This window comes from Actinacidiphila acidipaludis, assembly GCF_019890725.1.
Classification (GTDB): Bacteria; Actinomycetota; Actinomycetes; order Streptomycetales; family Streptomycetaceae; genus Actinacidiphila; species Actinacidiphila acidipaludis.
On record NZ_JAINZZ010000007.1, the window covers coordinates 176,340 to 197,574 of the forward strand.

General features: G+C 71.9%; 21 protein-coding genes. 10 read left to right on the top strand and 11 right to left on the bottom strand.

What is annotated here, in order from left to right:
- Positions 1-82 precede the first annotated feature (82 nt).
- The 5 genes from fabF to K7862_RS09090 all read right to left on the bottom strand — a co-directional run bounded on the left by fabF (position 83) and on the right by K7862_RS09090 (position 5,032).
- On the bottom strand, positions 83-1,351 hold the full coding sequence (gene fabF / locus K7862_RS09070; protein WP_222961931.1) for a beta-ketoacyl-ACP synthase II: 1,269 nt from the start codon (positions 1,349-1,351) through the stop codon (positions 83-85).
- A gap of 95 nt (positions 1,352-1,446) precedes the next feature.
- The gene (locus tag K7862_RS09075) at positions 1,447-1,692 is read right to left on the bottom strand and encodes an acyl carrier protein (RefSeq protein ID WP_069464013.1); all 246 of its coding nucleotides are present in this window, start codon (positions 1,690-1,692) and stop codon (positions 1,447-1,449) included.
- A 65-nt stretch (positions 1,693-1,757) separates the two neighbouring features.
- Positions 1,758-2,792, bottom strand: coding sequence for a ketoacyl-ACP synthase III (locus K7862_RS09080; protein WP_222961932.1), 1,035 nt, complete (start codon positions 2,790-2,792; stop codon positions 1,758-1,760).
- A gap of 24 nt (positions 2,793-2,816) precedes the next feature.
- On the bottom strand, positions 2,817-3,737 hold the full coding sequence (locus tag K7862_RS09085; RefSeq protein ID WP_222961933.1) for an ACP S-malonyltransferase: 921 nt from the start codon (positions 3,735-3,737) through the stop codon (positions 2,817-2,819).
- Between the two features lie 89 nt (positions 3,738-3,826).
- Entirely contained in the window at positions 3,827-5,032 is a 1,206-nt protein-coding gene (locus K7862_RS09090) for a PucR family transcriptional regulator (RefSeq protein ID WP_222961934.1), read from the bottom strand.
- 180 nt (positions 5,033-5,212) lie between these two features.
- On the opposite strand from K7862_RS09090, the gene K7862_RS09095 reads away from it, so the two are divergent.
- Positions 5,213-5,923 carry a pirin family protein gene (locus tag K7862_RS09095; RefSeq protein WP_372461528.1) on the top strand — a complete coding sequence of 237 codons (711 nt, stop codon included), beginning with the start codon at positions 5,213-5,215 and terminating at the stop codon, positions 5,921-5,923.
- Between the two features lie 48 nt (positions 5,924-5,971).
- Here K7862_RS09095 and K7862_RS09100 read toward each other — a convergent pair whose 3' ends face one another.
- Positions 5,972-6,787 carry a serine hydrolase domain-containing protein gene (locus K7862_RS09100; protein ID WP_222961935.1) on the bottom strand — a complete coding sequence of 272 codons (816 nt, stop codon included), beginning with the start codon at positions 6,785-6,787 and terminating at the stop codon, positions 5,972-5,974.
- Positions 6,788-6,888: 101 nt separating this feature from the next.
- Here K7862_RS09100 and K7862_RS09105 point away from each other — a divergent pair, with 101 nt between their 5' ends.
- Both K7862_RS09105 and K7862_RS09110 read left to right on the top strand, forming a co-directional pair.
- On the top strand, positions 6,889-7,365 hold the full coding sequence (locus K7862_RS09105; protein WP_222961936.1) for a MerR family transcriptional regulator: 477 nt from the start codon (positions 6,889-6,891) through the stop codon (positions 7,363-7,365).
- Positions 7,365-8,378, top strand: coding sequence for an aldo/keto reductase (locus tag K7862_RS09110; protein ID WP_222961937.1), 1,014 nt, complete (start codon positions 7,365-7,367; stop codon positions 8,376-8,378). The genes K7862_RS09105 and K7862_RS09110 overlap by 1 nt, the downstream gene beginning before the upstream one ends.
- A gap of 102 nt (positions 8,379-8,480) precedes the next feature.
- On the opposite strand, the gene K7862_RS09115 is transcribed toward K7862_RS09110, so the two are convergent.
- The 4 genes from K7862_RS09115 to aceE all read right to left on the bottom strand — a co-directional run bounded on the left by K7862_RS09115 (position 8,481) and on the right by aceE (position 13,971).
- Positions 8,481-9,233: a DUF4429 domain-containing protein gene (locus tag K7862_RS09115; RefSeq protein ID WP_222961938.1), complete on the bottom strand. Its 753-nt coding sequence runs from the start codon at positions 9,231-9,233 to the stop codon at positions 8,481-8,483.
- Positions 9,234-9,278: 45 nt separating this feature from the next.
- Positions 9,279-9,665 (bottom strand): MmcQ/YjbR family DNA-binding protein, encoded by a 387-nt coding sequence (locus K7862_RS09120; RefSeq protein ID WP_222961939.1) that lies wholly within the window; start codon positions 9,663-9,665, stop codon positions 9,279-9,281.
- 110 nt (positions 9,666-9,775) lie between these two features.
- The gene (locus K7862_RS09125) at positions 9,776-10,897 is read right to left on the bottom strand and encodes an alpha/beta hydrolase (protein WP_222962002.1); all 1,122 of its coding nucleotides are present in this window, start codon (positions 10,895-10,897) and stop codon (positions 9,776-9,778) included.
- 326 nt (positions 10,898-11,223) lie between these two features.
- Complete coding sequence (gene aceE, locus K7862_RS09130; RefSeq protein ID WP_222961940.1) at positions 11,224-13,971, bottom strand: pyruvate dehydrogenase (acetyl-transferring), homodimeric type; 2,748 nt, start codon at positions 13,969-13,971, stop codon at positions 11,224-11,226.
- A gap of 411 nt (positions 13,972-14,382) precedes the next feature.
- Between aceE and K7862_RS09135 the strand changes: the two genes are divergently transcribed.
- The 6 genes from K7862_RS09135 (at position 14,383) to K7862_RS09160 (ending at position 18,853) form a co-directional block, all read left to right on the top strand.
- The gene (locus K7862_RS09135; protein WP_222961941.1) at positions 14,383-14,823 is read left to right on the top strand and encodes a DUF3052 domain-containing protein; all 441 of its coding nucleotides are present in this window, start codon (positions 14,383-14,385) and stop codon (positions 14,821-14,823) included.
- A 186-nt stretch (positions 14,824-15,009) separates the two neighbouring features.
- The gene (locus K7862_RS09140; protein ID WP_222961942.1) at positions 15,010-15,468 is read left to right on the top strand and encodes a peroxiredoxin; all 459 of its coding nucleotides are present in this window, start codon (positions 15,010-15,012) and stop codon (positions 15,466-15,468) included.
- A 112-nt stretch (positions 15,469-15,580) separates the two neighbouring features.
- Positions 15,581-16,156 carry a TerD family protein gene (locus K7862_RS09145; protein ID WP_222961943.1) on the top strand — a complete coding sequence of 192 codons (576 nt, stop codon included), beginning with the start codon at positions 15,581-15,583 and terminating at the stop codon, positions 16,154-16,156.
- A gap of 49 nt (positions 16,157-16,205) precedes the next feature.
- Entirely contained in the window at positions 16,206-16,781 is a 576-nt protein-coding gene (locus K7862_RS09150) for a TerD family protein (protein ID WP_222961944.1), read from the top strand.
- Between the two features lie 60 nt (positions 16,782-16,841).
- Positions 16,842-18,023, top strand: a complete 1,182-nt coding sequence (locus K7862_RS09155; RefSeq protein WP_222961945.1) for a DUF475 domain-containing protein — start codon at positions 16,842-16,844, stop codon at positions 18,021-18,023.
- A gap of 98 nt (positions 18,024-18,121) precedes the next feature.
- The gene (locus K7862_RS09160; protein WP_222961946.1) at positions 18,122-18,853 is read left to right on the top strand and encodes a Tellurium resistance; all 732 of its coding nucleotides are present in this window, start codon (positions 18,122-18,124) and stop codon (positions 18,851-18,853) included.
- Positions 18,854-18,907: 54 nt separating this feature from the next.
- Here K7862_RS09160 and K7862_RS09165 read toward each other — a convergent pair whose 3' ends face one another.
- Positions 18,908-19,867, bottom strand: coding sequence for a TerD family protein (locus K7862_RS09165; RefSeq protein ID WP_222961947.1), 960 nt, complete (start codon positions 19,865-19,867; stop codon positions 18,908-18,910).
- Between the two features lie 181 nt (positions 19,868-20,048).
- On the opposite strand from K7862_RS09165, the gene K7862_RS09170 reads away from it, so the two are divergent.
- The gene (locus K7862_RS09170) at positions 20,049-21,221 is read left to right on the top strand and encodes an HpcH/HpaI aldolase/citrate lyase family protein (protein WP_222961948.1); all 1,173 of its coding nucleotides are present in this window, start codon (positions 20,049-20,051) and stop codon (positions 21,219-21,221) included.
- The last annotated feature ends 14 nt before the right edge of the window (positions 21,222-21,235 follow it).

Below are 21,235 nucleotides of genomic sequence, written 5' to 3' on the forward strand. Positions count from 1 at the left end.
CCGCGCCCCTTCGGGGGCCGTTCTCCGGCGCGCCCGGTGCGGGCGGCCGGAGGCGGCGGAGTCGGACCGGCGCCGGGCGCCGTCAGACCGAGGTGGTGCGCAGCGCCAGCACCACGTTGTGGCCGCCGAAGCCGAACGAGTTGTTCAGCGCGGCGATCGTGCCGGCCGGCAGCGGCCGCGGCTCGCCGTGGACGATGTCCGCGACGACCTCGGGGTCCTGGTGGTCCAGGTTGATCGTCGGCGGGGCGAGCCGGTTGTACAGCGCCAGCACCGTCGCCACCGTCTCGATGCCGCCCGCGCCGCCCAGCAGGTGGCCGGTCATGGACTTGGTGGCGGACACCGCCATGTGGTCCACGTCGTCGCCGAAGATGTTCCGCAGCGCCTTGATCTCCGCCACGTCACCCTGCGGGGTGGACGTCGCGTGCGCGTTGACGTGCACGATCTCGGCCGGCTTGAGGTCGGTCCCGTCCAGCAGGTTCTGCAGCGCGGCCGCGATGCCGCGGCCCGTGGGCTCGGGCTGGGTGATGTGGTGCGCGTCCGCCGAGATGCCCTGGCCGACGACCTCCACGTACACCCGCGCGCCGCGCGCCGCCGCGTGCTCCGCGGACTCCAGGACGACCACGCCGGCGCCCTCGCCCAGCACGAAGCCGTTGCGGTCCGCGTCGTAGGGGCGGGAGGCGCCCTGCGGGTCGTCGTTGTTCTTCGACATGGCCATCATGTTGCCGAAGGCCACGATCGGCAGCGGGTGGATCGCCGCCTCGGTGCCGCCCGCAACCACCACGTCGGCCCGGCCGGTGCGGATCATCTCGACCGCGTAGCCGATGGCCTCGGCGCCGGACGCACAGGCGCTGACCGGGGTGTGGACGCCGGCCCGGGCGTTGACGTCGATGCCGACGTTCGCCGCGGGGCTGTTGGGCATGAGCATGGGCACGGTGTGCGGGGACACCTTGCGCACGCCCTGGTTCTTCAGAACGTCGTACTGGTCGAGCAGCGTCGTCACGCCACCGATGCCGGAGGCGACGACCGCGCCCAGACGGTCGGGGTCGACCGCCGGGTCCTCGCCGGCCTTGGCGGTGAAGCCGGCGTCGGCCCACGCCTCACGGGCGGCGATCAGCGCGAACTGCGCGCTGCGGTCCAGCTTGCGGGCGAGCGGGCGGGGCAGCACTTCGCCGGGCTCGACCGCGATCTGCGCGGCGATGCGTACCGGCAGCTCGGCTGCCCACTCCTGCTCGAGCGTCCGCACGCCGGAACGTCCGGCGAGCAGTGCCTCCCAGGTCGACGCGCTGTCGCCACCCAGCGGTGTGGTTGCTCCGATACCGGTGACGACCACAGTGCGATTGGTCGGGCTCACAGGAATTGTCTCTCCACGTCTAGAAGGGCGGGCGACAGGCGCGTCGTCCGGAGGTCGGTCCCGGTGCGGGACCGGAGGTCACGGCTGCGGCCTGCTCAGCCCTGGGCCTTGAGGATGTAGTCGACCGCGTCGCCGACCGTCTTGAGGTTCTTCACGTCGTCGTCCGGGATCTTGACGCCGAACTGCTCCTCGGCGGCCACGACCACCTCGACCATGGACAGCGAGTCGACGTCCAGGTCGTCGGTGAAGGACTTGTCCAGCTGGACGTCCTCGGTCGGGATACCGGCGATCTCGTTCACGATGTCGGCGAGACCGGCGACGATCTCTTCCTTGGTGGCCATGACGGCGCTCCTTGATGTGTACCGATGGTGCGGCGGGCGGGACTGCGGCGCCGCGGTGGATATGCCTAGGGGAGAGTAACGACAGTCGCCGCGTAGACGAGACCCGCCCCGAACCCGATGACCAGGGCGGTGTCGCCGCTCTTGGCCGCGCCGGTGGCGAGCAGCCGCTCCATCGCCAGCGGAATGGAGGCGGCGGAGGTGTTGCCGGTGGTCTCGATGTCGCGGGCGACCGCGACGTGCTCGGGGAGCTTCAGTGCCTTGATCATCGAGTCGATGATCCGCATGTTCGCCTGGTGCGGGATGAACGCGTCGAGCTGGTCGGCGGTGATCCCGGCGGCGTCGAGCGCCTGCTGGGCCACCTTGGCCATCTCGAAAACGGCCCAGCGGAAGACGGCCTGGCCCTCCTGGGTGATCGCAGGGAACTTGACGTTGCCCTGCGAGTCGAGCGGAAGCCCGGTGACGTCGCCGCTCCGGAACCGGTCCCAGGGGACCGTCTGCTTGATCGTTTCCGCCTTGTCACCCTCGGAGCCCCACACCGTCGGGCCTATGGCCGGGACCTGCGAGGGGCCGACGATGACCGCGCCGGCGCCGTCGCCGAACAGGAAGGCCGTGGCGCGGTCCTCCTTGTCGGTGAGGTCGCTCAGCCGCTCCACGCCGATCACCAGCACGTGGTTCGCGCTGCCGTCGGTGATCATGCTCTTGGCGAGCGTCAGGCCGTAGGTGAAGCCCGCGCAGCCCGCTGAGATGTCGAAAGCCGGCGGCTTGCCCGCGCCGATCCGGTGGGCGATGTCGGTGGCGATGGCGGGGGTCTGCGCGAAGTGCGAGACGGTCGCGACGATCACCGCGTCGATGTCGGACGCGGAGATCCCGGCGTCGGCGATGGCCTTGCCACCGGCCGCCAGCGACATCTCCGCCACGGTCTCCTCGGGCCCGGCCCAGTGCCGGCTGGCGATGCCGGACCGGGACCTGATCCACTCGTCGCTGGACTCGATGTGCTCCAGGATCACCTCGTTGGGCACCACGCGGCTCGGGCGGTAGCCGCCCACGCCCATGATCCGCGCGTAGGGCGCGCCCTTGCTGGGGTTGATCTTCGCTGTCATCTCTGCGAGGACTCCTCTTCGGCTTCAGGCCCCCGCCGAGCCGCCGAGTTCGGCGATCAGCGTGCGAGCCGCGTCCAGGTCGTCGGGCTTCTTCAGCGCGAGCGTGCGGACCCCGGGCAGAGCCCGCTTGGCCAGGCCGACCAGTGTTCCGCCCGGCGACACCTCGATGATGCCGGTGACCCCGCGCTCCTTGAACGTCTCCATGCACAGGTCCCAGCGGACCGGGTTGGACACCTGGGCGACCAGCCGGCGCACGACCTCGGCGCCGTCGGCCACCTGCTGCCCGTCGGTGTTGGACACGTAGGGGAGCTTCGGGTCGGACACGGCCAGGGAGGGGGCCAGTGCTTCCAGTGTGGCCACCGCGGGCGCCATGTGCGTGGTGTGGAACGCGCCGGCCACCTTCAGCGGCATCACGCGGGCGCCCTCGGGACGGTTCTCCGCCAGCGCGGCGAGCTGGGCGGCCGTGCCGGCGGCCACGATCTGGCCGGCGCCGTTGATGTTCGCCGGGGTCAGGCCCAGGGCGGTCAGGTGAGCCACGACCGCCTCCGGGTCGCCGCCGAGCACGGCGGACATGCCGGTCTCGGTGACGGCGGCGGCCTCCGCCATGGCGCGGCCGCGGGCGGCCACGAAGGTCATCGCGTCGGAGTCGGGCAGCACGCCGGCCAGCACGGCCGCGGTGATCTCGCCGACGCTGTGGCCGGCGACCGCGTCGGGCGTGACGTCCAGGGCGGCCGCGGACAGCAGTCCGGCGGCGACCAGCAGCGGCTGGGCGACCTTGGTGTCGCGGATCTCGTCCGCGTCCGCCTGGGTGCCGAGGCGGGCCAGGTCGAGGCCGGCCGTTTCGGACCAGGCGGCCAACCGCTCAGCGGCGCCGGGCAGTTCGAGCCAGGGGGCGAGGAAGCCGGGCGTCTGGGCGCCCTGGCCGGGAGCTACGAGTACGAGCACCCTCACACTCTCTCTCGCGAGCGGGCCCGACCGCCCGTGAGGACAGGGACCAAGAAGTCCCGGGCGATTTGTGGGTGTCGGACAAAAACTCAGAGTGAGCGGTCGGAATCGGACAGCCTGCCCAGGATCAGGGCGATGCGGAGGGTGAAGGCGGAACGCACGTCGCTGGGTGACCACCCGGTGACATCAGTCACACGTCGGAGCCGGTAGCGGACGGTGTTGGGGTGGACGAAGAGCATCCTGGCGGCCCCTTCGAGGGACGAGGCCTGCTCCAGGTAGACACTCAGCGTCTCCAGCAGCGCCGAGCCCGCTTCCTCCAGCGGCCTGTAGATCTCCTCCACCAGCTGGTCGCGGGCGAAGCGGTCGCCGGCCATCGCGCGCTCGGGCAGCAGATCGTCGGAGAGCACGGGGCGCGGGGCGTCCGGCCAGGCCGCGCAGGCCTTCAGCCCGGCCGCGGCGGCCTGGGCCGACCGCGTCGCGCTCAGCAGGTCGCCGACCACCGGCCCGGCCACCACCGGCCCCGGCGCGAACGGCCCGATCAGCGCCTTCGCCACCCGGATCGGGTCGTCGTCGCCGCCGGCGACCACCACCAGCCGCTCACCGAGCACCCCGGTCAGCACCTGGAGCTTGGCGTGCCGCGAGGCCCGGCGGATCGCCTCCACGGTCAGCTCGCTGTCGCCGTTGGGCGCGGTGCCCAGCACCACGACGATCTTGTCGGGGGAGTTCCAGCCCAGCGCGGCGGCCCGCGACAGCACGCCCTCGTCGGCCTCGCCGGAGAGCACCGCGTTGACCACCAGCGACTCCAGGCGCGCGTCCCAGGCGCCGCGGGCCTCGGCCGCCTGGGCGTACACCTGGGCGGTGGCGAACGCGATCTCCCGCGCGTAGACCAGCAGGGCCTCGCGCAGCACCGCCTCGTCGCCGGGGGCGGCGACGTCGTCGATCGCGGCCTCCATGACCTCGATCGTGGTGCGGACCATCTCGACGGTCTGGCGCAGCGAGATCGCCCGGGTCAGCTCGCGCGGGGCGGTGCCGAACACGTCGGTGCTGATCGCCTGCGGCGCCTCGGGCTGCCGGAACCACTCGGTGAACGCGGCGATGCCGGCCTGCGCGACCAGGCCGATCCACGAGCGGTTCTCGGGCGGCATCGCCCGGTACCACGGCAGCTGCTCGTCCATCCGCGCGATGGCGTGCGCGGCCAGCCGGCCCGCCGACTTCTCCAGCCGCTTCAGCGTGGCGGAGTGGTCCCCCCGGGCGGTCTCTGCGGGGGCCTGCGGCGTTTGCGAAGGTTCTGGCACGTACCCAAGCCTGCCTTATCGCTCCCGGGGCGTGTCCCCGGGTGTCCCATTCCCGCCCCACCGGCTTTGCCCCCGGGTCGCGGCCGCCGCGCGCCCGTTCCGGCCGGTCGGCGCCGGTCAGCGCCCGTCAGGGGGCGAGCCGTGACGGAAGCTCCGGGCGGAGGGCCTAGGTTGGGAGGCGTGATGGAGGTATGGGCCGGGGAGGGGCGGTACCGCGGCGGGGACCCGGACGCCGGGGTCACGACGCTGCACGCCTTCTCGTTCGGATCGCACTACGACCCGGACAACGTCGGGTTCGGGCTGCTCATGGCGTGCAACGAGGAACTCCTCGCGCCGGGCGCCGGATTCGGCGAACACCCGCACCGGGACACCGAGATCGTCACCTGGGTGCTGGAGGGCACCCTGGAGCACCGCGACGACCAGGGCAGGACCGCCCGGCTGGGCGCGGGCGACCTCCAGCTGCTCAGCGCGGGCACCGGCGTCCGCCACGTCGAGCGCAACGGCGGCACGCATCCGCTGCGGTTCCTGCAGATGTGGCTGCGCCCCGACCCGTTCGGCGGGCCGCCGCAGTACACCGCGGTCACCGCGCCGGTGCCGCCCGGGCCGGGGCTGCGCCTGCTCGCCGCGGGCGCGCCGGACGCCTGCCCGCCGGTGCTGCTGCGGCAGCCCGCCGCGGCGCTGTGGGCGGCCCGGCCCGCCGGGCACGACAGCAGCACGCTGCCGGCCGCCGCCTACCGCTATGTGCACGTGGTGCGCGGCACCGTGCACCTGAACGGCACGACCCGGCTCTGCCCCGGCGACGCGGCCCGGATCACCGGCCGGGAACCCGTCGAGGCGCGGACCGACGGCCCGGCGGAGTACCTGGTCTGGGCGATGGACCCGAGGCCGTAGGGGCGCCGGGCGCCCGGTGGCCCGGCGGCCTCGCCCCGAACGCCGTGCTCAGCCCGCGAGTTCGGCCAGCACCGCGTCCGTCAGAGCGGGCCACAGCGGCAGTGCCCACTCGCCGAAGTCCCGGTCGGTGAGCACCACGCAGGCGGCGCCGACGGCCGGGTCGACCCACAGGAACGTGCCCGACTGGCCGAAGTGCCCGAACGTGGCCGGCGAGGAGTGCGAACCGGTCCAGTGCGGGGACTTGCCGTCGCGGATCTCGAAACCGAGGCCCCAGTCGTTGGGGTTCTGGAGACCGTAGCCCGGCAGTACGCCCTTGAGCCCCGGGAACGCCACGGAGGTCGCGGCGGCCACCGTCGAGGGGTGCAGCAGCCGGGGCGCCTGGAGCTCCGCGGCGAACCGCGCCAGGTCGGCCGCGGTCGAGACGCCGCCCGCCGCCGGCGACCCGGGCAGCGACGTGCCGGTCATGCCGAGCGGCTCCAGCACCGCCTGCCGCAGGTACTCGGCGAACGGCATCCCCGCCGCCTTCGCCAGGGTCTCGCCCAGCACCTCGAACCCGGCGTTGGAGTACAGCCGGCGGGTGCCGGGAGGGGACGTCACCCGGTGCTCGTCGAAGGCGAGCCCGGAGGTGTGCGCCAGCAGGTGCCGGACGGTGGAGCCCTCGGGGCCCGCCGGGTCGTCCAGTTCGAAGACGCCCTCCTCGTAGGCCACCAGCACGGCGTAGGCGGCCAGCGGCTTGGTCACCGACGCCAACGGGAACTCCCGGTCCACCGGCCCCGTCGTGCCGGCCACCGTGCCGTCCTGCCGCACCACCGCGGCAGCGGCGTTCGGCACCGGCCACCGCGCGATCATCCCCAGGCTCTCCATGCAGGCGAGCCTAGAGGCGACGGCGACCGTGGCGCGCAACGGCCCCCGCTGTGCCGTTCGTGCTTGCCTGGAGTGCACTCCAAGGTCTTAGCGTGGACGCCATGACGGTCGTGCAGGTGGCGAAGAGCAGTCGGCGGGTCGGATCGGCGGGCGTGGCGGCCTGCGAGGCGGAGGACGGGCACCTGCGGCCCGACGGGCAGGACCAGTACACGATCAGCGAGGTCGCGGGCTTCACCGGCCTCAGCGCGCACACGCTGCGCTGGTACGAGCGGATCGGGCTGATGCCGCACGTGGACCGCTCGCACACCGGCCAGCGCCGGTTCAGCAACCGGGACCTGGACTGGCTGGCCTTCGTCGGCAAGCTGCGGCTGACCGGGATGCCGGTCGCCGACATGGTCACCTACGCCGAGCTCGTGCGCGAGGGCGACCACACCTTCGCGCAACGGCGGGCGATGCTGGAGTCCACCCGGTGCGACGTCCTGCAGCGCATCGCCGAACTCCAGGACACCCTGACGATCCTCGACCACAAGATCAGTACCTACGCGGGTGCGCAGTGCGCCCCGGAGAGGACCGCCTGATGACCTCCCAGAACCGCATCGGAACCGCCCGGCTGGGCGAGAACGGCCCGCTGGTCGGCGTCCAGGGCCTGGGCTGCATGGGCATGAGCGACTTCTACGGCGCCACCGACGAGGCGGCGGCGCGCGAGACCCTGGAGACCGCGCTGGACTCCGGCGTCACCCTGTTCGACACCGCCGACATGTACGGCATGGGCGCCAACGAGGAGTTCCTGGCGCCGTTCCTGAAGGCGCACCGCGACGAGGTCGTGCTCGCCACCAAGTTCGCCATCCACCGGACGCCGGACGGCGGCCGGGAGATCCGCAACGACGCCGCCTGGATCAAGGAGGCGGTGGAGGGCAGCCTGCGGCGGCTGGGCATCGACACCATCGACCTGTACTACATGCACCGCCGCGACCCGCGGGTCCCGCTGAGCGAGTCGGTCGGCGCGATGGCCGAGCTGGTCGCCGAGGGCAAGGTGCGGCAGCTCGGGCTCTCCGAGGTGACCGGCGCCGAGCTGCGCGAGGCGCACGCCGTCCACCCGATCGCCGCCGTGCAGTCCGAGTGGTCGCTGTTCAGCCGGGACGTGGAGATCTCGGTGGTCGGCGCGGCGGCCGAGCTCGGCGTGACGTTCGTGCCGTACTCGCCGCTGGGCCGCGGCTTCCTCACCGGCGCCTTCCAGGACGCCTCGGCCGAGCTGAGCGAGGGCGACTTCCGCCGCAGCCAGCCGCGGTTCACCGGTGACAACGCCCGGCACAACGCCAATCTGCTGGACCCGGTCCGCAAGGCGGCCAAGGCGCACGACGCCACGCTCGGCCAGATCGCCCTGGCCTGGGTGCACCAGCGCGCCGAGGTGCACGGCCTGCCGGTGGTCCCGATCCCGGGCACCCGCAAGCCCTCCCGGGTGCTGGAGAACGTCGCGGCCTCGCACATCACGCTGGACGAGGTCGAGCTGGAGTGGCTGGAGCCGATCGCCGGTGCCGTGGTGGGCGACCGCTACGCGGACATGGCCGGCACCTCGGCCGCGCGCGAGTAGTCCGGATCGGTCCGCGCGAGTAGTCCGGATCGGTCCGCGCGCGAGCAGGCCGGCTCAGGACCGCGCGGGCAGCCCGGGTCCGGGCCGCGCGAGTAGCCCGGATCAGGCGCGGGCGCGGGCCGCGCGGATCGCCGCCAGCACCGCCGCGGCGAACGGCAGCGACTCGTGGACCGGCCCGTAGCCCAGGCCGAAGACCACGGCGGCCGGGTCCTGGTCCGCCTCCCCCGGGGGCGTCCCGGCGCCCGGCCCGCCCCCCGGGCCGCCGGGGGAGGCGTCCCGGCGCAGCAGCCGCAGATGGCCGTGGAGCAGTTCGGGGGAGCGCCAGTCGAGCCCGCTCAGCTCCTCGACCGGGAACACCTGGTCGCCGGCCTTCCACTTGGCGGACGACGCGCCGGTCCAGAACCAGCGGAAGGCCACGGTCCGGCCGTCGAAGAACGCCTTCGCGTCGTAGGCCTTGAAGGAGCGGGGCGCTGGGGGCGGCTCCACCAGGAACCGGGCGGGCGGCTCCAGCCCGTCGTGGCCGGCGATCGCGGCCCGCAGCTCGTCGCGGTAGTACTCGGCGAGCGTGCGGTTCTGGTCGGGCAGCACCAGCCGGTACGGGTCGGCGGCCTCCTTGAGCTGGCCGCCGGCGGCCTCGATCAGCGGGTCGGCGCCGTGCCGGGGCACCGCCCGCAGCACGGCCGTCCCGCGCCGGCCGTCGAGCAGTTCCACGCTCTCCAGGGCGGCGTGCGGGATCCGCCGTTCGGCGAGTGCCTGGAGCAGCCGCGAGCCACGCACGCCCCGGCTGTACCGGATCACCACAGCGTCGGGCTCGAACTCCCACACGGCGTTGTTCCCGGTCAGCACATCACCCATAAGGGTCAGCCTATGACCGGGCCCGCACAACGGTCCCCGCGTGCGCTACGCGCGTCGCTTCCCTTTCGGCCCGTCGGCCACCTGCGTCCCACCCGCCCCGTCGAAGGCCTTCACCGCGCGTTTCGGCGCCGTTCGCCGCCAGGCCTCGGTGAGGAGTTCGGCGAGTTCCCCGGCGTCGGCGCGGGCCAGCGCGACCCGCACCCAGCCGAACCGGCCGACGTACGGCGCGGACGAGAAGGTCTCCGGGTCCGCGGCCATCAGCTCGCTCTGGTCCTCCAGGGACGCCTTGAGTGAGACGTGCGCGGACTCCGGGGCCCCCATCGCGAAGATCTTCTCGCCCACCCGGAAGGTGTGCTCGCTGCCCCAGGTGATCCGCTCGTGCGCCTGCGGCAGCGCCAGCGCGAGCCCCGCGAACTCCTCGAAGGTCACCATGCGGTCAGCCTAGGCCGCGGGTCCGACAGCCCGCCGTCCGCCGGCGGCCGTTTTCGGCCGGGAACCCGCTGTCCGCCGGAGGTGCGCTGTCCGCCGGAGGCCCGCTGTCCTCAGAGGCCCGAGGTGCAGCCGGTGCTGCCGTCCTTGCAGGCCACCGCCTGGTAGTCGCCCAGCGCGATCTCCGCGAAGTTGGCCAGGCTGGTGGTGCCGGGGGCGAAGTAGCCCGGATGGCCGCTGGCGCCGGCCGCGCTGATCACCCGGGCGCCGAACGAGGCCGAGACGGGGTCGGCGCCGTGGCCGAGCCCGGCGAACTCCACGTGCGGCACGTCGCTGATCCAGTCGCTGCCGTCCCGGGCCGCCCACACGTGCGCGGTGGTGCGCAGGTCGGCCGCGCGCCGCACGCGCATGCCGGGGCTGCCGAAGACGGTGATGTCGTCGATCCGGCCGTGCGGCAGGTCCGGCGCGGCCACCCCGCACAGCACCGAGCCGTACGAGTGGCAGAACAGCGAGACGTCGGCCTGCCGCGGCAGCGCGCCGACCAGGCCCTCCAGCCGGACCGCGCCGCGCTCGGCGAGGGCGCCGGTGGAGGCGTCCAGGCCGACGCCGGACGGCGTGGTGTAGTCGGCCCAGGCGATGACCGCGGTGCGCGCGCCCGGCACGTCCTTCTGCTCGGCGTCGTACAGGGCGCCGGCCATGCCGACCGGGGCCGCGTAGGGCTTGACGGTGCGCTCGAAGGTGAGCATGTCCGTGTCGACGCCCGGCACCACGACGGCGATCCGGCGGGCGGTCGTGAGGTCGCCGAAGACCTCGGCGACCCGGCCGTCGCCGGTCGGGTCGAAGGAGAGGATCTGGCGCTTGTCCGCGAGCAGTGAGGCGTACCGCTGCGAGAGGCGGCCGGCGACCTTGCGGCCGGCGGGTGTGAGCTTGTCGCTGACCGAGCGGGCCGCCTCACTGGCGCGGAAGCGGGCCAGCGACAGCCGGTTGGCGCGGTAGCGCAGGGCCGGCGGGGCGCCGTTGAGGTTGCCGACCACCAGCGAGTAGCGGCGGGTCAGCAGCAGGCTCTGGGCGCCGCTCAGCGAGGCGAAGAAGCGGGCGATGGTGCCGGGGGCCGCGTTCGGGTCCGGCAGCTTGCGGTGGCCGATGGTGCCGTGCATCCACGCCGTCAGGGCGACGGCCCGCGCGCTGGTCGCGGTATGGGGGCGGATCGCCGTCCAGCCGGTGGTGCCCAGCATGACGAAGACGACCGCCAGGGCCAGCAGGGCGCGGACGGTGGTGGGGCTCAGTCGTGCGTAGAGAAGGGTCAAATCGCTGCTGCCTCGCGAATACGCCCCGCGGAGCGGGACGGCGGCCGGGTGGGGATCCGGAGCGGACCGGGGGCAGGGACCGCCGTCGGGGACGGCCGTTCCTGGCCCCAGCGTAGACAGTCAGCAGGCCCGCTCGGTTGCAGGCGTGACCCGGATCACGTTTCGCAAAGGAATATTCCGGCAAAGAGATGACGCCCCGTCGGGCATGGCGACGGGGGCCCCGGACGTGTCCGGGACCCCCGTTCGAGGGTGCGTCAGGCGTCGCCGCCGGCCGCTCCCGGGTCGGCCGCGGCCACGTCGAGCAGCTGGTAGCGGTCCACCGCCTGCTTCAGCGCCGAGCGGTCGATCTTGCCGTCACGCGCCAGCTCGGTGAGCACCGCGAGCACGATCGACTGCGCGTCGATGTGGAAGAACCGGCGCGCCGCCCCGCGCGTGTCGGCGAAGCCGAAGCCGTCCGCGCCGAGCGAGGTGTAGCGGCCCGGCACCCAGCGGGCGATCTGGTCCGGCACCGACCGCATCCAGTCGGAGACGGCCACGAACGGGCCCTCCGCGCCGGAGAGCTTGCGCGTCACCCACGGGACGCCCTGCTCCTCCTCCGGGTGCAGCAGGTTGTGCTCCTCGACGGCCACGGCCTCGCGGCGCAGCTCGTTCCAGGAGGTCGCGGACCACACGTCAGCCTTGACGCCCCAGTCCTCGGCGAGGATGCGCTGGGCCTCCATCGCCCACGGCACTGCGACACCGGACGCCATGATCTGCGCCGGGACGGTGCCCGCCTGGGCCGGGCTGATCCGGTGGACGCCTTTGAGGATGCCCTCCACGTCCACGTCCGCCGGCTCGGCCGGGTGCTGGATCGGCTCGTTGTAGACGGTCAGGTAGTAGAAGACGTCCTCGCCCGGCTTGCCGTCGGCGGTCTCGCCGTACATCCGGCGCAGGCCGTCCTGGACGATGTACGCGATCTCGTACGCGTACGCCGGGTCGTAGGCCACACAGGCCGGGTTGCTGGACGCCAGGAGCTGCGAGTGGCCGTCGGCGTGCTGCAGGCCCTCACCGGTCAGCGTGGTGCGGCCCGCGGTGGCGCCGAGCACGAAGCCGCGCGAGAGCTGGTCGGCCATCTGCCAGAACTGGTCGCCGGTGCGCTGGAACCCGAACATCGAGTAGAAGACGTACACCGGGATGAGCGGCTCGTTGTGCGTGGCGTACGCCGAGCCCGCGGCGATCAGCGAGGCGGTGCAGCCCGCCTCGGAGATGCCGTCGTGCAGCATCTGGCCGGTCGGCGACTCCTTGTAGGCCAGGAGCAGCTCGCGGTCCACCGACTCGTACTGCTGGCCGAGCGGGTTGTAGATCTTCGCGCTCGGGAAGAACGCGTCCATGCCGAAGGTGCGGTACTCGTCGGGGGCGATCAGCACGAACCGCTTGCCGATCTCCTTGTCCCGCATCAGGTCCTTCAGGACGCGGACGAACGCCATGGTCGTGGCGATCGACTGCGCGCCCGAGCCCTTCTTGGCCGCCGCGTAGGCGTTGTCGCCCGGCAGCGGCAGCGGCTTGGCACGGACCAGCCGGGTCGGCACGTAGCCACCGCAGGCGATGCGGTGGTCGTGCATGTACTGGATCTCCTCGGAGTTCCGGCCCGGGTGGTAGTACGGCGGCAGGCCCTGGTCGAGCTGCGCGTCGGTGATCGGCAGGTGCAGCCGGTCGCGGAAGCGCTTGAGGTCGTCGACCGTCAGCTTCTTCATCTGGTGGGTCGCGTTGCGGCCCTCGAAGTTCGGGCCCAGCGTCCAGCCCTTGATGGTCTGGGCGAGGATGACCGTCGGCTGGCCCTTGTGCGCCAGCGCGGCGGTGTAGGCCGCGAAGATCTTGCGGTGGTCGTGGCCGCCGCGCCCGAGGTGCAGGATCTGCTCGTCGGTGAGGTTCTCGACCATCTTGCGCAGGCGCTGGTCGTCGCCGAAGAAGTGGTCGCGGATGTACGCGCCCGTCTCGGTGGCGTACGTCTGGAACTGGCCGTCCGGCGTGGTGTTCAGCTTGTTGACCAGCACGCCGTCGCGGTCCTGGGCCAGCAGCGGGTCCCAGGTGCGGTCCCAGATCAGCTTGATGACGTTCCAGCCCGCGCCGCGGAACTGCGACTCGAGCTCCTGGATGATCTTGCCGTTGCCGCGCACCGGGCCGTCGAGCCGCTGCAGGTTGCAGTTGACGACGAAGGTCAGGTTGTCCAGGCCCTCACGGGCGGCGATGGAGAGCTGGCCGAGCGACTCGGGCTCGTCCATCTCGCCGTCGCCGAGGAACGCCCACACGTGCGACTTGGAGGTGTCGGCGATGCCGCGCGCCTCCATGTAGCGGTTCATCCGGGCCTGGTAGATCGCGCCCAGCGGGCCGAGGCCCATGGAGACGGTCGGGAACTCCCAGAAGTCGGGCATCGACCGCGGGTGCGGGTAGCTCGACAGGCCGTTCGGCGCCTTGGAGTGCTCCTGGCGGAAGCCGTCGAGCTGCGCCTCGGAGAGCCGGTCGAGCAGGAAGGCGCGGGCGTAGATGCCCGGCGAGGCGTGGCCCTGGAAGAAGACCTGGTCGCCGCCGAGGCCGTCGTCCTTGCCCCGGAAGAAGTGGTTGAAGCCCACGTCGTAGAGCGAGGCGGAGGAGGCGAAGGTGGCGATGTGGCCGCCGACGCCGATGCCGGGACGCTGTGCGCGGGACACCATCACCGCGGCATTCCACCGGGTGGCGTTGAGGACGCGCCGCTCGATCTCCTCGTTGCCGGGGAAGAACGGCTCGTCCTTGGTCGCGATGGTGTTGACGTAGTCGCTGCTGCGCATCTCGGGCACCGCGACACGCTTCTCGCGGGCGCGCTCGATGAGGCGGAGCATCAGGTAACGGGCCCGCTCCCGGCCGCGCTCGTCGATGGCCGCGTCGAGCGAGTCGAGCCATTCCGCCGTCTCCTCGGGATCGAAATCCGGGACCTGGCTGGGAAGGCCGCCAATGATGATCGGGTTGCGATCGGATCCGGAAGCCACGCTGTTCCTTCACTGCTCGTTGAGTTTTCGGTGCTCTGCTGGGGTCGCGCCGCCTCCATCGTGTACCGCGTGGTTGGATACGTCATCTCTACCGAGCGGTAACCACGGGGTCGGCGGGACGCGTGCCACCTGGGCGCGCGGGGGCCGGCGGGCCAAACCCGAACTCTACGCCCAGTCGGACGTACGACCGACTCGTGCCGCCAATCACGCACAACACCGGCAAACCGGCGTGATGTGCGTCACCATGGAGGGTGCGGGTTGCGACGATGACGGTCGAATCATCACCGTTTCGGCGGTCTCGTACGCCGGGTACTTGCGCGATCCGCCGCGCCCGTGTGGACTACCGCCAATAAGCCCGCACCGGAGCGGGCACACAGAGCACAGGACAGTCCCCATGACAGGAGGCAAAGCGTGAGCGCGACCGCGGACCACGCGGAGGAGCGGACCAACCCGGCGAGCCGGCTTGGTTTCGAGCCCGGACAGGTGGTCCAGGAGCTCGGGTACGACGAGGATTGCGACCAGGAGCTCCGTGAGGGTATCGAGGAGCTCACGGGCGAGGAGCTCGCCGACGAGGAGTACGACGACGTGCCCGACGCCGTCCTGCTGTGGTTCCGCGAGGATGACGGCGACCTCACCGACGCGCTCGTCGACGCCACGTCGACGATCGATCCGGGCGCCCCGATCTGGCTCATGACCCCGAAGACCGGGCGCGACGGCCACGTCGAGCCCAGTGAGATCGGCGAGGCGGCCCAGACCGCGGGTCTGGCCCAGACCAGCAGCGTCAACGCGGCGAAGGACTGGACGGGCAGCCGTCTGGTCACGCCCAAGGCCGTCCGCGCCGGCAAGCGGTAACGCCGCCCGCCCGCGGGCCCGCCCCGGGTCCTCCCGGGCACGCCGTCGTGCGGCCGGCCGCCGCACGGGTCGCGCAGCGTTCCCGGCCGCCCCTGCCACGGGCTGGGCGCGGCCGGGTGACGGCTGCCGCCCCGCGGTGGGCCGGCGGTGCGGCGGGCCGCCGTACCGAACGAGCTGAGAGCTGCCATGCCCCTCCCCGAAGGCGCCCCCGCGAAGGACTTCGCCCTGCCCGACCAGCACGGCCGGACGGTGCGGCTCGCCGACTTCGCCGGGGCCAAGCACGTCGTCCTGATGTTCTTCCCGTTCGCCTTCACCAGTGTCTGCACCGGTGAACTGCAGGCCGTGCAGGCCGAGTTGCCGTCCTTCCAGAACGACGACGTCCAGCTGCTCGCGGTCTCCTGCGACTCCATGCACGCCCTGCGGGCCTTCTCCGACGCCCAGGGCCTGGACTTCCCCCTGCTGTCGGACTTCTGGCCGCATGGAACCGCCTCGCGGGCCTACGGAGTCTTCGCCGAGGACAAGGGTTGCGCGGTGCGCGGCACCTTCGTCATCGACAAGCACGGCACGATCCGCTGGACCGTCGTCAACGGCCTGCCCGACGCCCGGGACCTGCAGGACTACGCAAAGGCCCTCCAGGCCCTGTAGTCCGCGGGAACCGGTCACTAAGCTCGGCACGTTGATCCATCGGACGGCGTGCCGCGCACGTCGGACGGACCGCTTGACACCGCTGGACACAGCTCGATCGGACGGAGGACTCGTGGGAGTCAGCCTCAGCAAGGGTGGCAACGTCTCGCTGACCAAGGAGGCGCCGAACCTCACGGCGGTCGTCGTGGGGCTGGGCTGGGACGCCCGGACCACCACGGGAGCGGACTTCGACCTGGACGCGAGCGCGCTGCTCACGAACGACCAGGGCAAGGTCCTCTCCGACCAGCACTTCGTGTTCTTCAACAACCTCCGCAGCCCCGACGGCTCCGTGGAGCACACCGGCGACAACCTCACCGGTGAGGGTGAGGGCGACGACGAGGTGATCAACGTCAACCTGGCCGGGGTGCCGGCCGACGTCTCCAAGATCGTCTTCCCGGTCTCGATCTACGACGCCGAGAGCCGCCAGCAGAGCTTCGGCCAGGTGCGCAACGCCTACATCCGGGTGGTCAACGCGGCGGACAGCCGCGAGCTGGCCCGCTACGACCTGACCGAGGACGCCTCGACGGAGACCGCGATGGTCTTCGGCGAGCTCTACCGGCACGGCGGGGAGTGGAAGTTCCGTGCCATCGGCCAGGGCTACGCGTCGGGTCTGCGCGGCATCGCGCAGGACTTCGGCGTCAACGTCTGACCCGATCCAGGGCAGCCCAGAACCGCGATACGGGGAGGAACGAACCACGATGGGCGTCACGCTCGCCAAGGGAGGCAATGTCTCCCTTTCCAAGGCCGCGCCGAATCTCACCCAGGTGCAGATCGGCCTGGGCTGGAGGGCCCGCTCGACCACCGGCGCCGATTTCGACCTGGACGCCAGCGCCCTGCTGTGCGCCAACGGCCGGGTGCTGGGGGACGAGTACTTCGTCTTCTACAACAACCTCACGAGCCCGGAGGGCTCCGTCGAACACACCGGCGACGAGCTGGTCGGCGGCAGCGGCGGTGACGACGAGACCATCCTGGTCGACCTGTCCAAGGTCCCGGTCGCCGTCGACAAGATCGTCTTCCCGGTCTCGATCTACGACGCCGACTCCCGCGTCCAGACCTTCGGGCAGGTCAGCGACGCGTACATCCGCGTGCTGAACCAGTCCGACGGCAGCGAGCTGGCCCGCTACGACCTGACCGAGGACGCCTCGACCGAGACCGCGATGATCTTCGGCGAGCTGTACCGCTACGGCGGCGAATGGAAGTTCCGGGCCGTGGGTCAGGGGTACGCGTCCGGTCTTCGCGGGATCGCCCTAGACTTCGGGGTCAACGTTTCGTAAAGCCGCGTACCGCGCGGGGGACCTCGTGGTCACAGGTCACAAGGATTGGGTGGGAAGCACGTGCTCCTCAGAACATTCGGCTGGTCGCTCGGCATCACGGTCGCCGGCCTCGCCCTCGCCTTCAGCGTCTGGGGGGTGAAGGGACTCGCGATCGTCGCGATCCTGTCCGTCCTTGAGATCTCGCTGTCGTTCGACAACGCCGTGATCAACGCGGGCATCCTGCGGAAGATGAACGCCTTCTGGCAGAAGATGTTCCTCACCGTGGGCGTGCTGATCGCGGTCTTCGGCATGCGGCTGATCTTCCCGGTGATCATCGTCGCGATCACCGCGAAGCTCAGCCCGTGGGAAGCGGTCAACGTCGCGATCAACGACCACAACCGCTACGAGACGCTGGTCACCAACGCCCACCCGGCGATCGCCGCCTTCGGTGGCATGTTCCTGCTGATGATCTTCCTCGACTTCATCTTCGAGGAGCGGGAGATCACCTGGCTGAGCTGGCTGGAGAAGCCGCTGGCCAAGCTCGGCAAGCTGGACATGCTCTCCGTGGTGATCGCCATGGTCACCCTGGTCGTCTTCGCCACCACGGTGGCCACCGGCGTCCCGGTCCACGGCGGCCACGGCACCATCGACAAGGGCGAGACCGTCCTGCTGGCCGGCGTCGGCGGCCTGATCACCTACCTGGTGGTCGGCGGCATCTCCGGCTACTTCGAGGAGCGCCTGGAGGACGACGAGGACGGCGACGAGGACGAGGACGAGGGGGCGGCCGGCGACGGCGCGGAGCCGAAGGCCGCCGCGCGCGGCAACGGCGCGAGCGTGGCCCGGGTCGCCGGTCTGGCCGGCAAGGCCGCGTTCTTCATGTTCCTCTACCTGGAGGTCATCGACGCGTCGTTCTCCTTCGACGGTGTCGTCGGCGCCTTCGCCATCAGCAACGACATCTTCCAGATCGCCCTGGGCCTGGGCATCGGCGCCATGTACATCCGGTCGCTGACCGTCTTCCTGGTCCGCAAGGGCACCCTGGACGACTACGTCTACCTGGAGCACGGCGCCCACTACGCGATCGGCGCGCTGGCGTTCATCCTGCTGTTCACGATCAAGTACGACGTGAGCGAACTCGTCACGGGTCTGGTCGGCGTTGTCCTGATCGCGGCGTCCTACTGGTCGTCGGTGGTACGCAACCGCAGGCTCGGGGAAGAATCCGAGCAGTCGGACGACGACAAGGCAGAAGTGACGTCCGGGGTCTGACCCCGGCCGCACAGCTATGGCTGCCCCCGCCGTCCGGCGGGGGCAGCCGCATGTCAGGACCGGTCACGTGGGGACATCGGGAAAGGGTGGAGGGGCACATGGCCTGGTGGAGCTTTCTGCGGCCCAGCGGGGCCCAGCAGTTCGACGTCGCGAACGCGCACTCCGTGGAGCTCACCCGGCGGCGTCCCGAGCTGTCGCTGACCAAACAGGGCGCCGCGGTCGGCAACATGCGGGTCAACCTCTCCTGGCAGATGCGGGCGTCGGACACCGGCGGCTGGAACGCCGACCGCGGCAGCTTCCTCCGCCGCCAGCTGGAGATCTTCAAGCCGCGGGTGGTGCAGGCGGCAGGACCGGCCATGGTCAACGTCGACCTGGATCTGGCCTGCATGTACGAACTGGCCGACGGCACCAAGGGCGTGGTCCAGCCGCTCGGCAACTTCCTCGGCGACCTCGACGGGCCGCCGTGGATCCAGATGAGCGGCGACGACCGGTTCGGCGGCACCTCCGGTGAGACGCTCTACATCAACTTCGACAAGCGGGACGAGTTCAAGCGGCTGCTGGTCTTCGTCTACATCTACGACGGCACGCCCGCGTTCGACCGCACCCACGCCAAGGTCGAGATCTTCCCCGGCTCCGGCCCCCGCATCGAGATCCCGCTCAGCGAGCGGGAGCCGCAGGCGCGTTCATGCGCGGTGGTGCTGATCGAGAACCGCAAGGGCGAGCTGATCGTGCGCCGCGAGGTGAAGTACGTCTACGGCTTCCAGGCCGAGATCGACCGCCTCTACGGCTGGGGACTCCAGTGGGGGCGCGGCTACAAGACCAAGGTCTGACGTCCCGCGGCGGCCGCGAGAGCGAGCCGGGGGCGTGGGGCGTTCCCGGCCGTCCTACCGGCCGGGCTGGAACTGCGGGCCCTGCGGGGGCAGCGTGAAGCCGCCGTCGCCGTGCGCGCCGTTCGGCGACGCCGCGGGCGGGACGGCCGGCGGCGCTGCGGGCGGCGGGGGCGCGGCCGCCGCGGCGACCGGCTGCGGGTAGCCGTAGGAGGGGTAGCCCTGCTGGGGCTGCTGGTGGACCTGCGGGGACGCGGGCGGCGGCGCCGACGCGCCGGCCGGCTGCGGGTAGCCGTAGGCGGGCTGCGCCGGCACGTGCGCGGGTGAGGGCGCCTGCAGCGGGTAGCCGTAGGCGCTGGCGCCCTCGGGGTCCCGCGTGGGCGGGGTCGGGGAGGCGTTGAGCGGGGTGGTGGGCACCGACGCGGGCCGGCCGGGCGTGGCGGGCCCCTGCGCGGCGGCGGCCCCGGGCTCGCCGTCGTCCACGGCGATGCCGTACTCGGTGGCCAGGCCCACCAGGCCGGAGGCGTACCCCTGGGCCAGCGCGCGGAACTTCCAGCCCGGCCCCTTGCGGTAGACCTCGCCGCAGATCAGCGCCATCTCGTGGCCGGTGTCGGGGACGATCTCGAAGCTGACGACGGGCGCGGCGTGCTGCGGGCCCGCGGTGTCGTAGAGCGTGAGGCTGAGGTCGCGGACGGTGCGGAACGGCCCGCCGTCGCAGGACGCGGCGATCACCACGCGGTCCACGGTGGCGTCCAGCGCCGTGAGGTCGACCTCGACGGTGTCGGTCAGGCCCTCGGGGACCCGTTTCTTGGGCAGGTGGCGGGCGAGGCCGGAGGGATGACGCGGCTCGTTGTAGAAGACGAAGTCGGCGTCGGACCGGACCCGGCCGTCGGGGCCCAGCAGCAGCACGGAGGCGTCCACGTCGGGCGCGCCGGGCCCGGGCGTCCAGCGCAGCACCGCCCGCACCCCGGTGACGTCCAGCGGGGTGTTCGAGCCCTTCACCATCACGTGCGTCATACCGGTCATCCTGCCCTTCCGGCGGGGCGTGCCACAACGCCGGGGGCGCCCGTCGGGACGGTCACCGGGTGGACCCGCTGCGGTTACCTGCTTTTCACACACGAAGGGAACGGGTACCCCATGCTCACACGTACGATAATCGGCCAGATGTTGTCAGGTTCTTCATCCTGAAAGGGGGCGTATGCGACACTTCGGACACCTCTCCGGTGATCTCAGGAGTGAACTGTTTCACCGTGAGCCACAGGAATTCACTGCTGATTCGCCGGCCCGCACGCTCGCGGTCGCCCTCGGGGCCACCCTGTACAGCCCCGCCACCCGCCCCCGGCTCGCCGACGACATCGTCAAGCAGGCCGAGCGGGGCGTGGTCTCCATGGTGCTGTGCCTGGAGGACTCCATCGACGACCGGGACGTCGTCGCAGGTGAGGCCAACCTGGTCCGCCAGTTCGCCGAGCTGGCCGGCCGGCCGGAGCGCGCCCACGAGCTGCCGCTGCTCTTCATCCGGGTCCGCACGCCCGGCCAGATCACCGACCTCGTGGCGCGGCTCGGCGCCACCGTCGCCCTGCTGTCCGGATTCGTGCTGCCCAAGTTCACCGAGGAGAGCGGCGTCCCCTTCCTGGAGGCGCTGGCACAGGCCGAGGCCGCGAGCGGGCGGCGGCTGTTCGCCATGCCCGTCCTCGAGTCGCCGCAACTGCTGCACCTCGAGAGCCGGGTGGAGACGCTGACCGGCATATCCCGGGCCGTGGACAAGTACCGCGACCGCGTGCTCGCCCTGCGCCTGGGCGTGACCGACTTCTGCTCCTCCTACGGGCTGCGCCGGGCCCCCGAGATGACCGCCTACGACGTGCAGATCGTCGCCGCGGTCATCGCCGACGTGGTCAACGTCTTCGGCCGCGCGGACGGCAGCGGCTTCACCGTCACCGGACCCGTCTGGGAGTACTTCCGCCACCACGAGCGGATGTTCAAGCCCCAGCTGCGGCTCAGCCCCTTCCGGCCCGAGGCCGAGGACCTGCGCGACGCGCTGATCGAGCGGGACATGGACGGGCTGCTGCGCGAGATCGAACTCGACCGCGCCAACGGCCTCCAGGGCAAGACCTGCATCCACCCCACCCACGTGCCGGTGGTGCACGCGCTGAACGTCGTCACCCACGAGGAGTTCTGCGACGCCGCCGACATCCTCCACGAGGACCGCAGCGGCGGCGGGGTGCTGCGCAGCGCCTACACGAACAAGATGAACGAGGTGAAGCCGCACCGCGCCTGGGCGGAGCGGACCCTGCGCCGCGCCGAGGTCTTCGGCGTCGCCCGCGAGGACATCGGGTTCGTCGAACTGCTCGCGGCCAGCCTGCCGCAGTCCTGACCGGCCGCCCCCGC

Coding starts and splice junctions, on each gene's coding strand:
- K7862_RS09080 (WP_222961932.1), bottom strand. CDS start 2,792: ATGACAGCGAAGATCAACCCCAGCAAGGGCGCGCCCTACGCGCGGATC.
- K7862_RS09075 (WP_069464013.1), bottom strand. CDS start 1,692: ATGGCCACCAAGGAAGAGATCGTCGCCGGTCTCGCCGACATCGTGAAC.
- K7862_RS09165 (WP_222961947.1), bottom strand. CDS start 19,867: ATGACGCACGTGATGGTGAAGGGCTCGAACACCCCGCTGGACGTCACC.
- K7862_RS09115 (WP_222961938.1), bottom strand. CDS start 9,233: ATGGGTGATGTGCTGACCGGGAACAACGCCGTGTGGGAGTTCGAGCCC.
- K7862_RS09170 (WP_222961948.1), top strand. CDS start 20,049: ATGCGACACTTCGGACACCTCTCCGGTGATCTCAGGAGTGAACTGTTT.
- K7862_RS09105 (WP_222961936.1), top strand. CDS start 6,889: ATGACGGTCGTGCAGGTGGCGAAGAGCAGTCGGCGGGTCGGATCGGCG.
- K7862_RS09160 (WP_222961946.1), top strand. CDS start 18,122: ATGGCCTGGTGGAGCTTTCTGCGGCCCAGCGGGGCCCAGCAGTTCGAC.
- K7862_RS09125 (WP_222962002.1), bottom strand. CDS start 10,897: ATGCTGGGCACCACCGGCTGGACGGCGATCCGCCCCCATACCGCGACC.
- K7862_RS09150 (WP_222961944.1), top strand. CDS start 16,206: ATGGGCGTCACGCTCGCCAAGGGAGGCAATGTCTCCCTTTCCAAGGCC.
- K7862_RS09140 (WP_222961942.1), top strand. CDS start 15,010: ATGCCCCTCCCCGAAGGCGCCCCCGCGAAGGACTTCGCCCTGCCCGAC.
- K7862_RS09100 (WP_222961935.1), bottom strand. CDS start 6,787: ATGGAGAGCCTGGGGATGATCGCGCGGTGGCCGGTGCCGAACGCCGCT.
- K7862_RS09120 (WP_222961939.1), bottom strand. CDS start 9,665: ATGGTGACCTTCGAGGAGTTCGCGGGGCTCGCGCTGGCGCTGCCGCAG.
- K7862_RS09110 (WP_222961937.1), top strand. CDS start 7,365: ATGACCTCCCAGAACCGCATCGGAACCGCCCGGCTGGGCGAGAACGGC.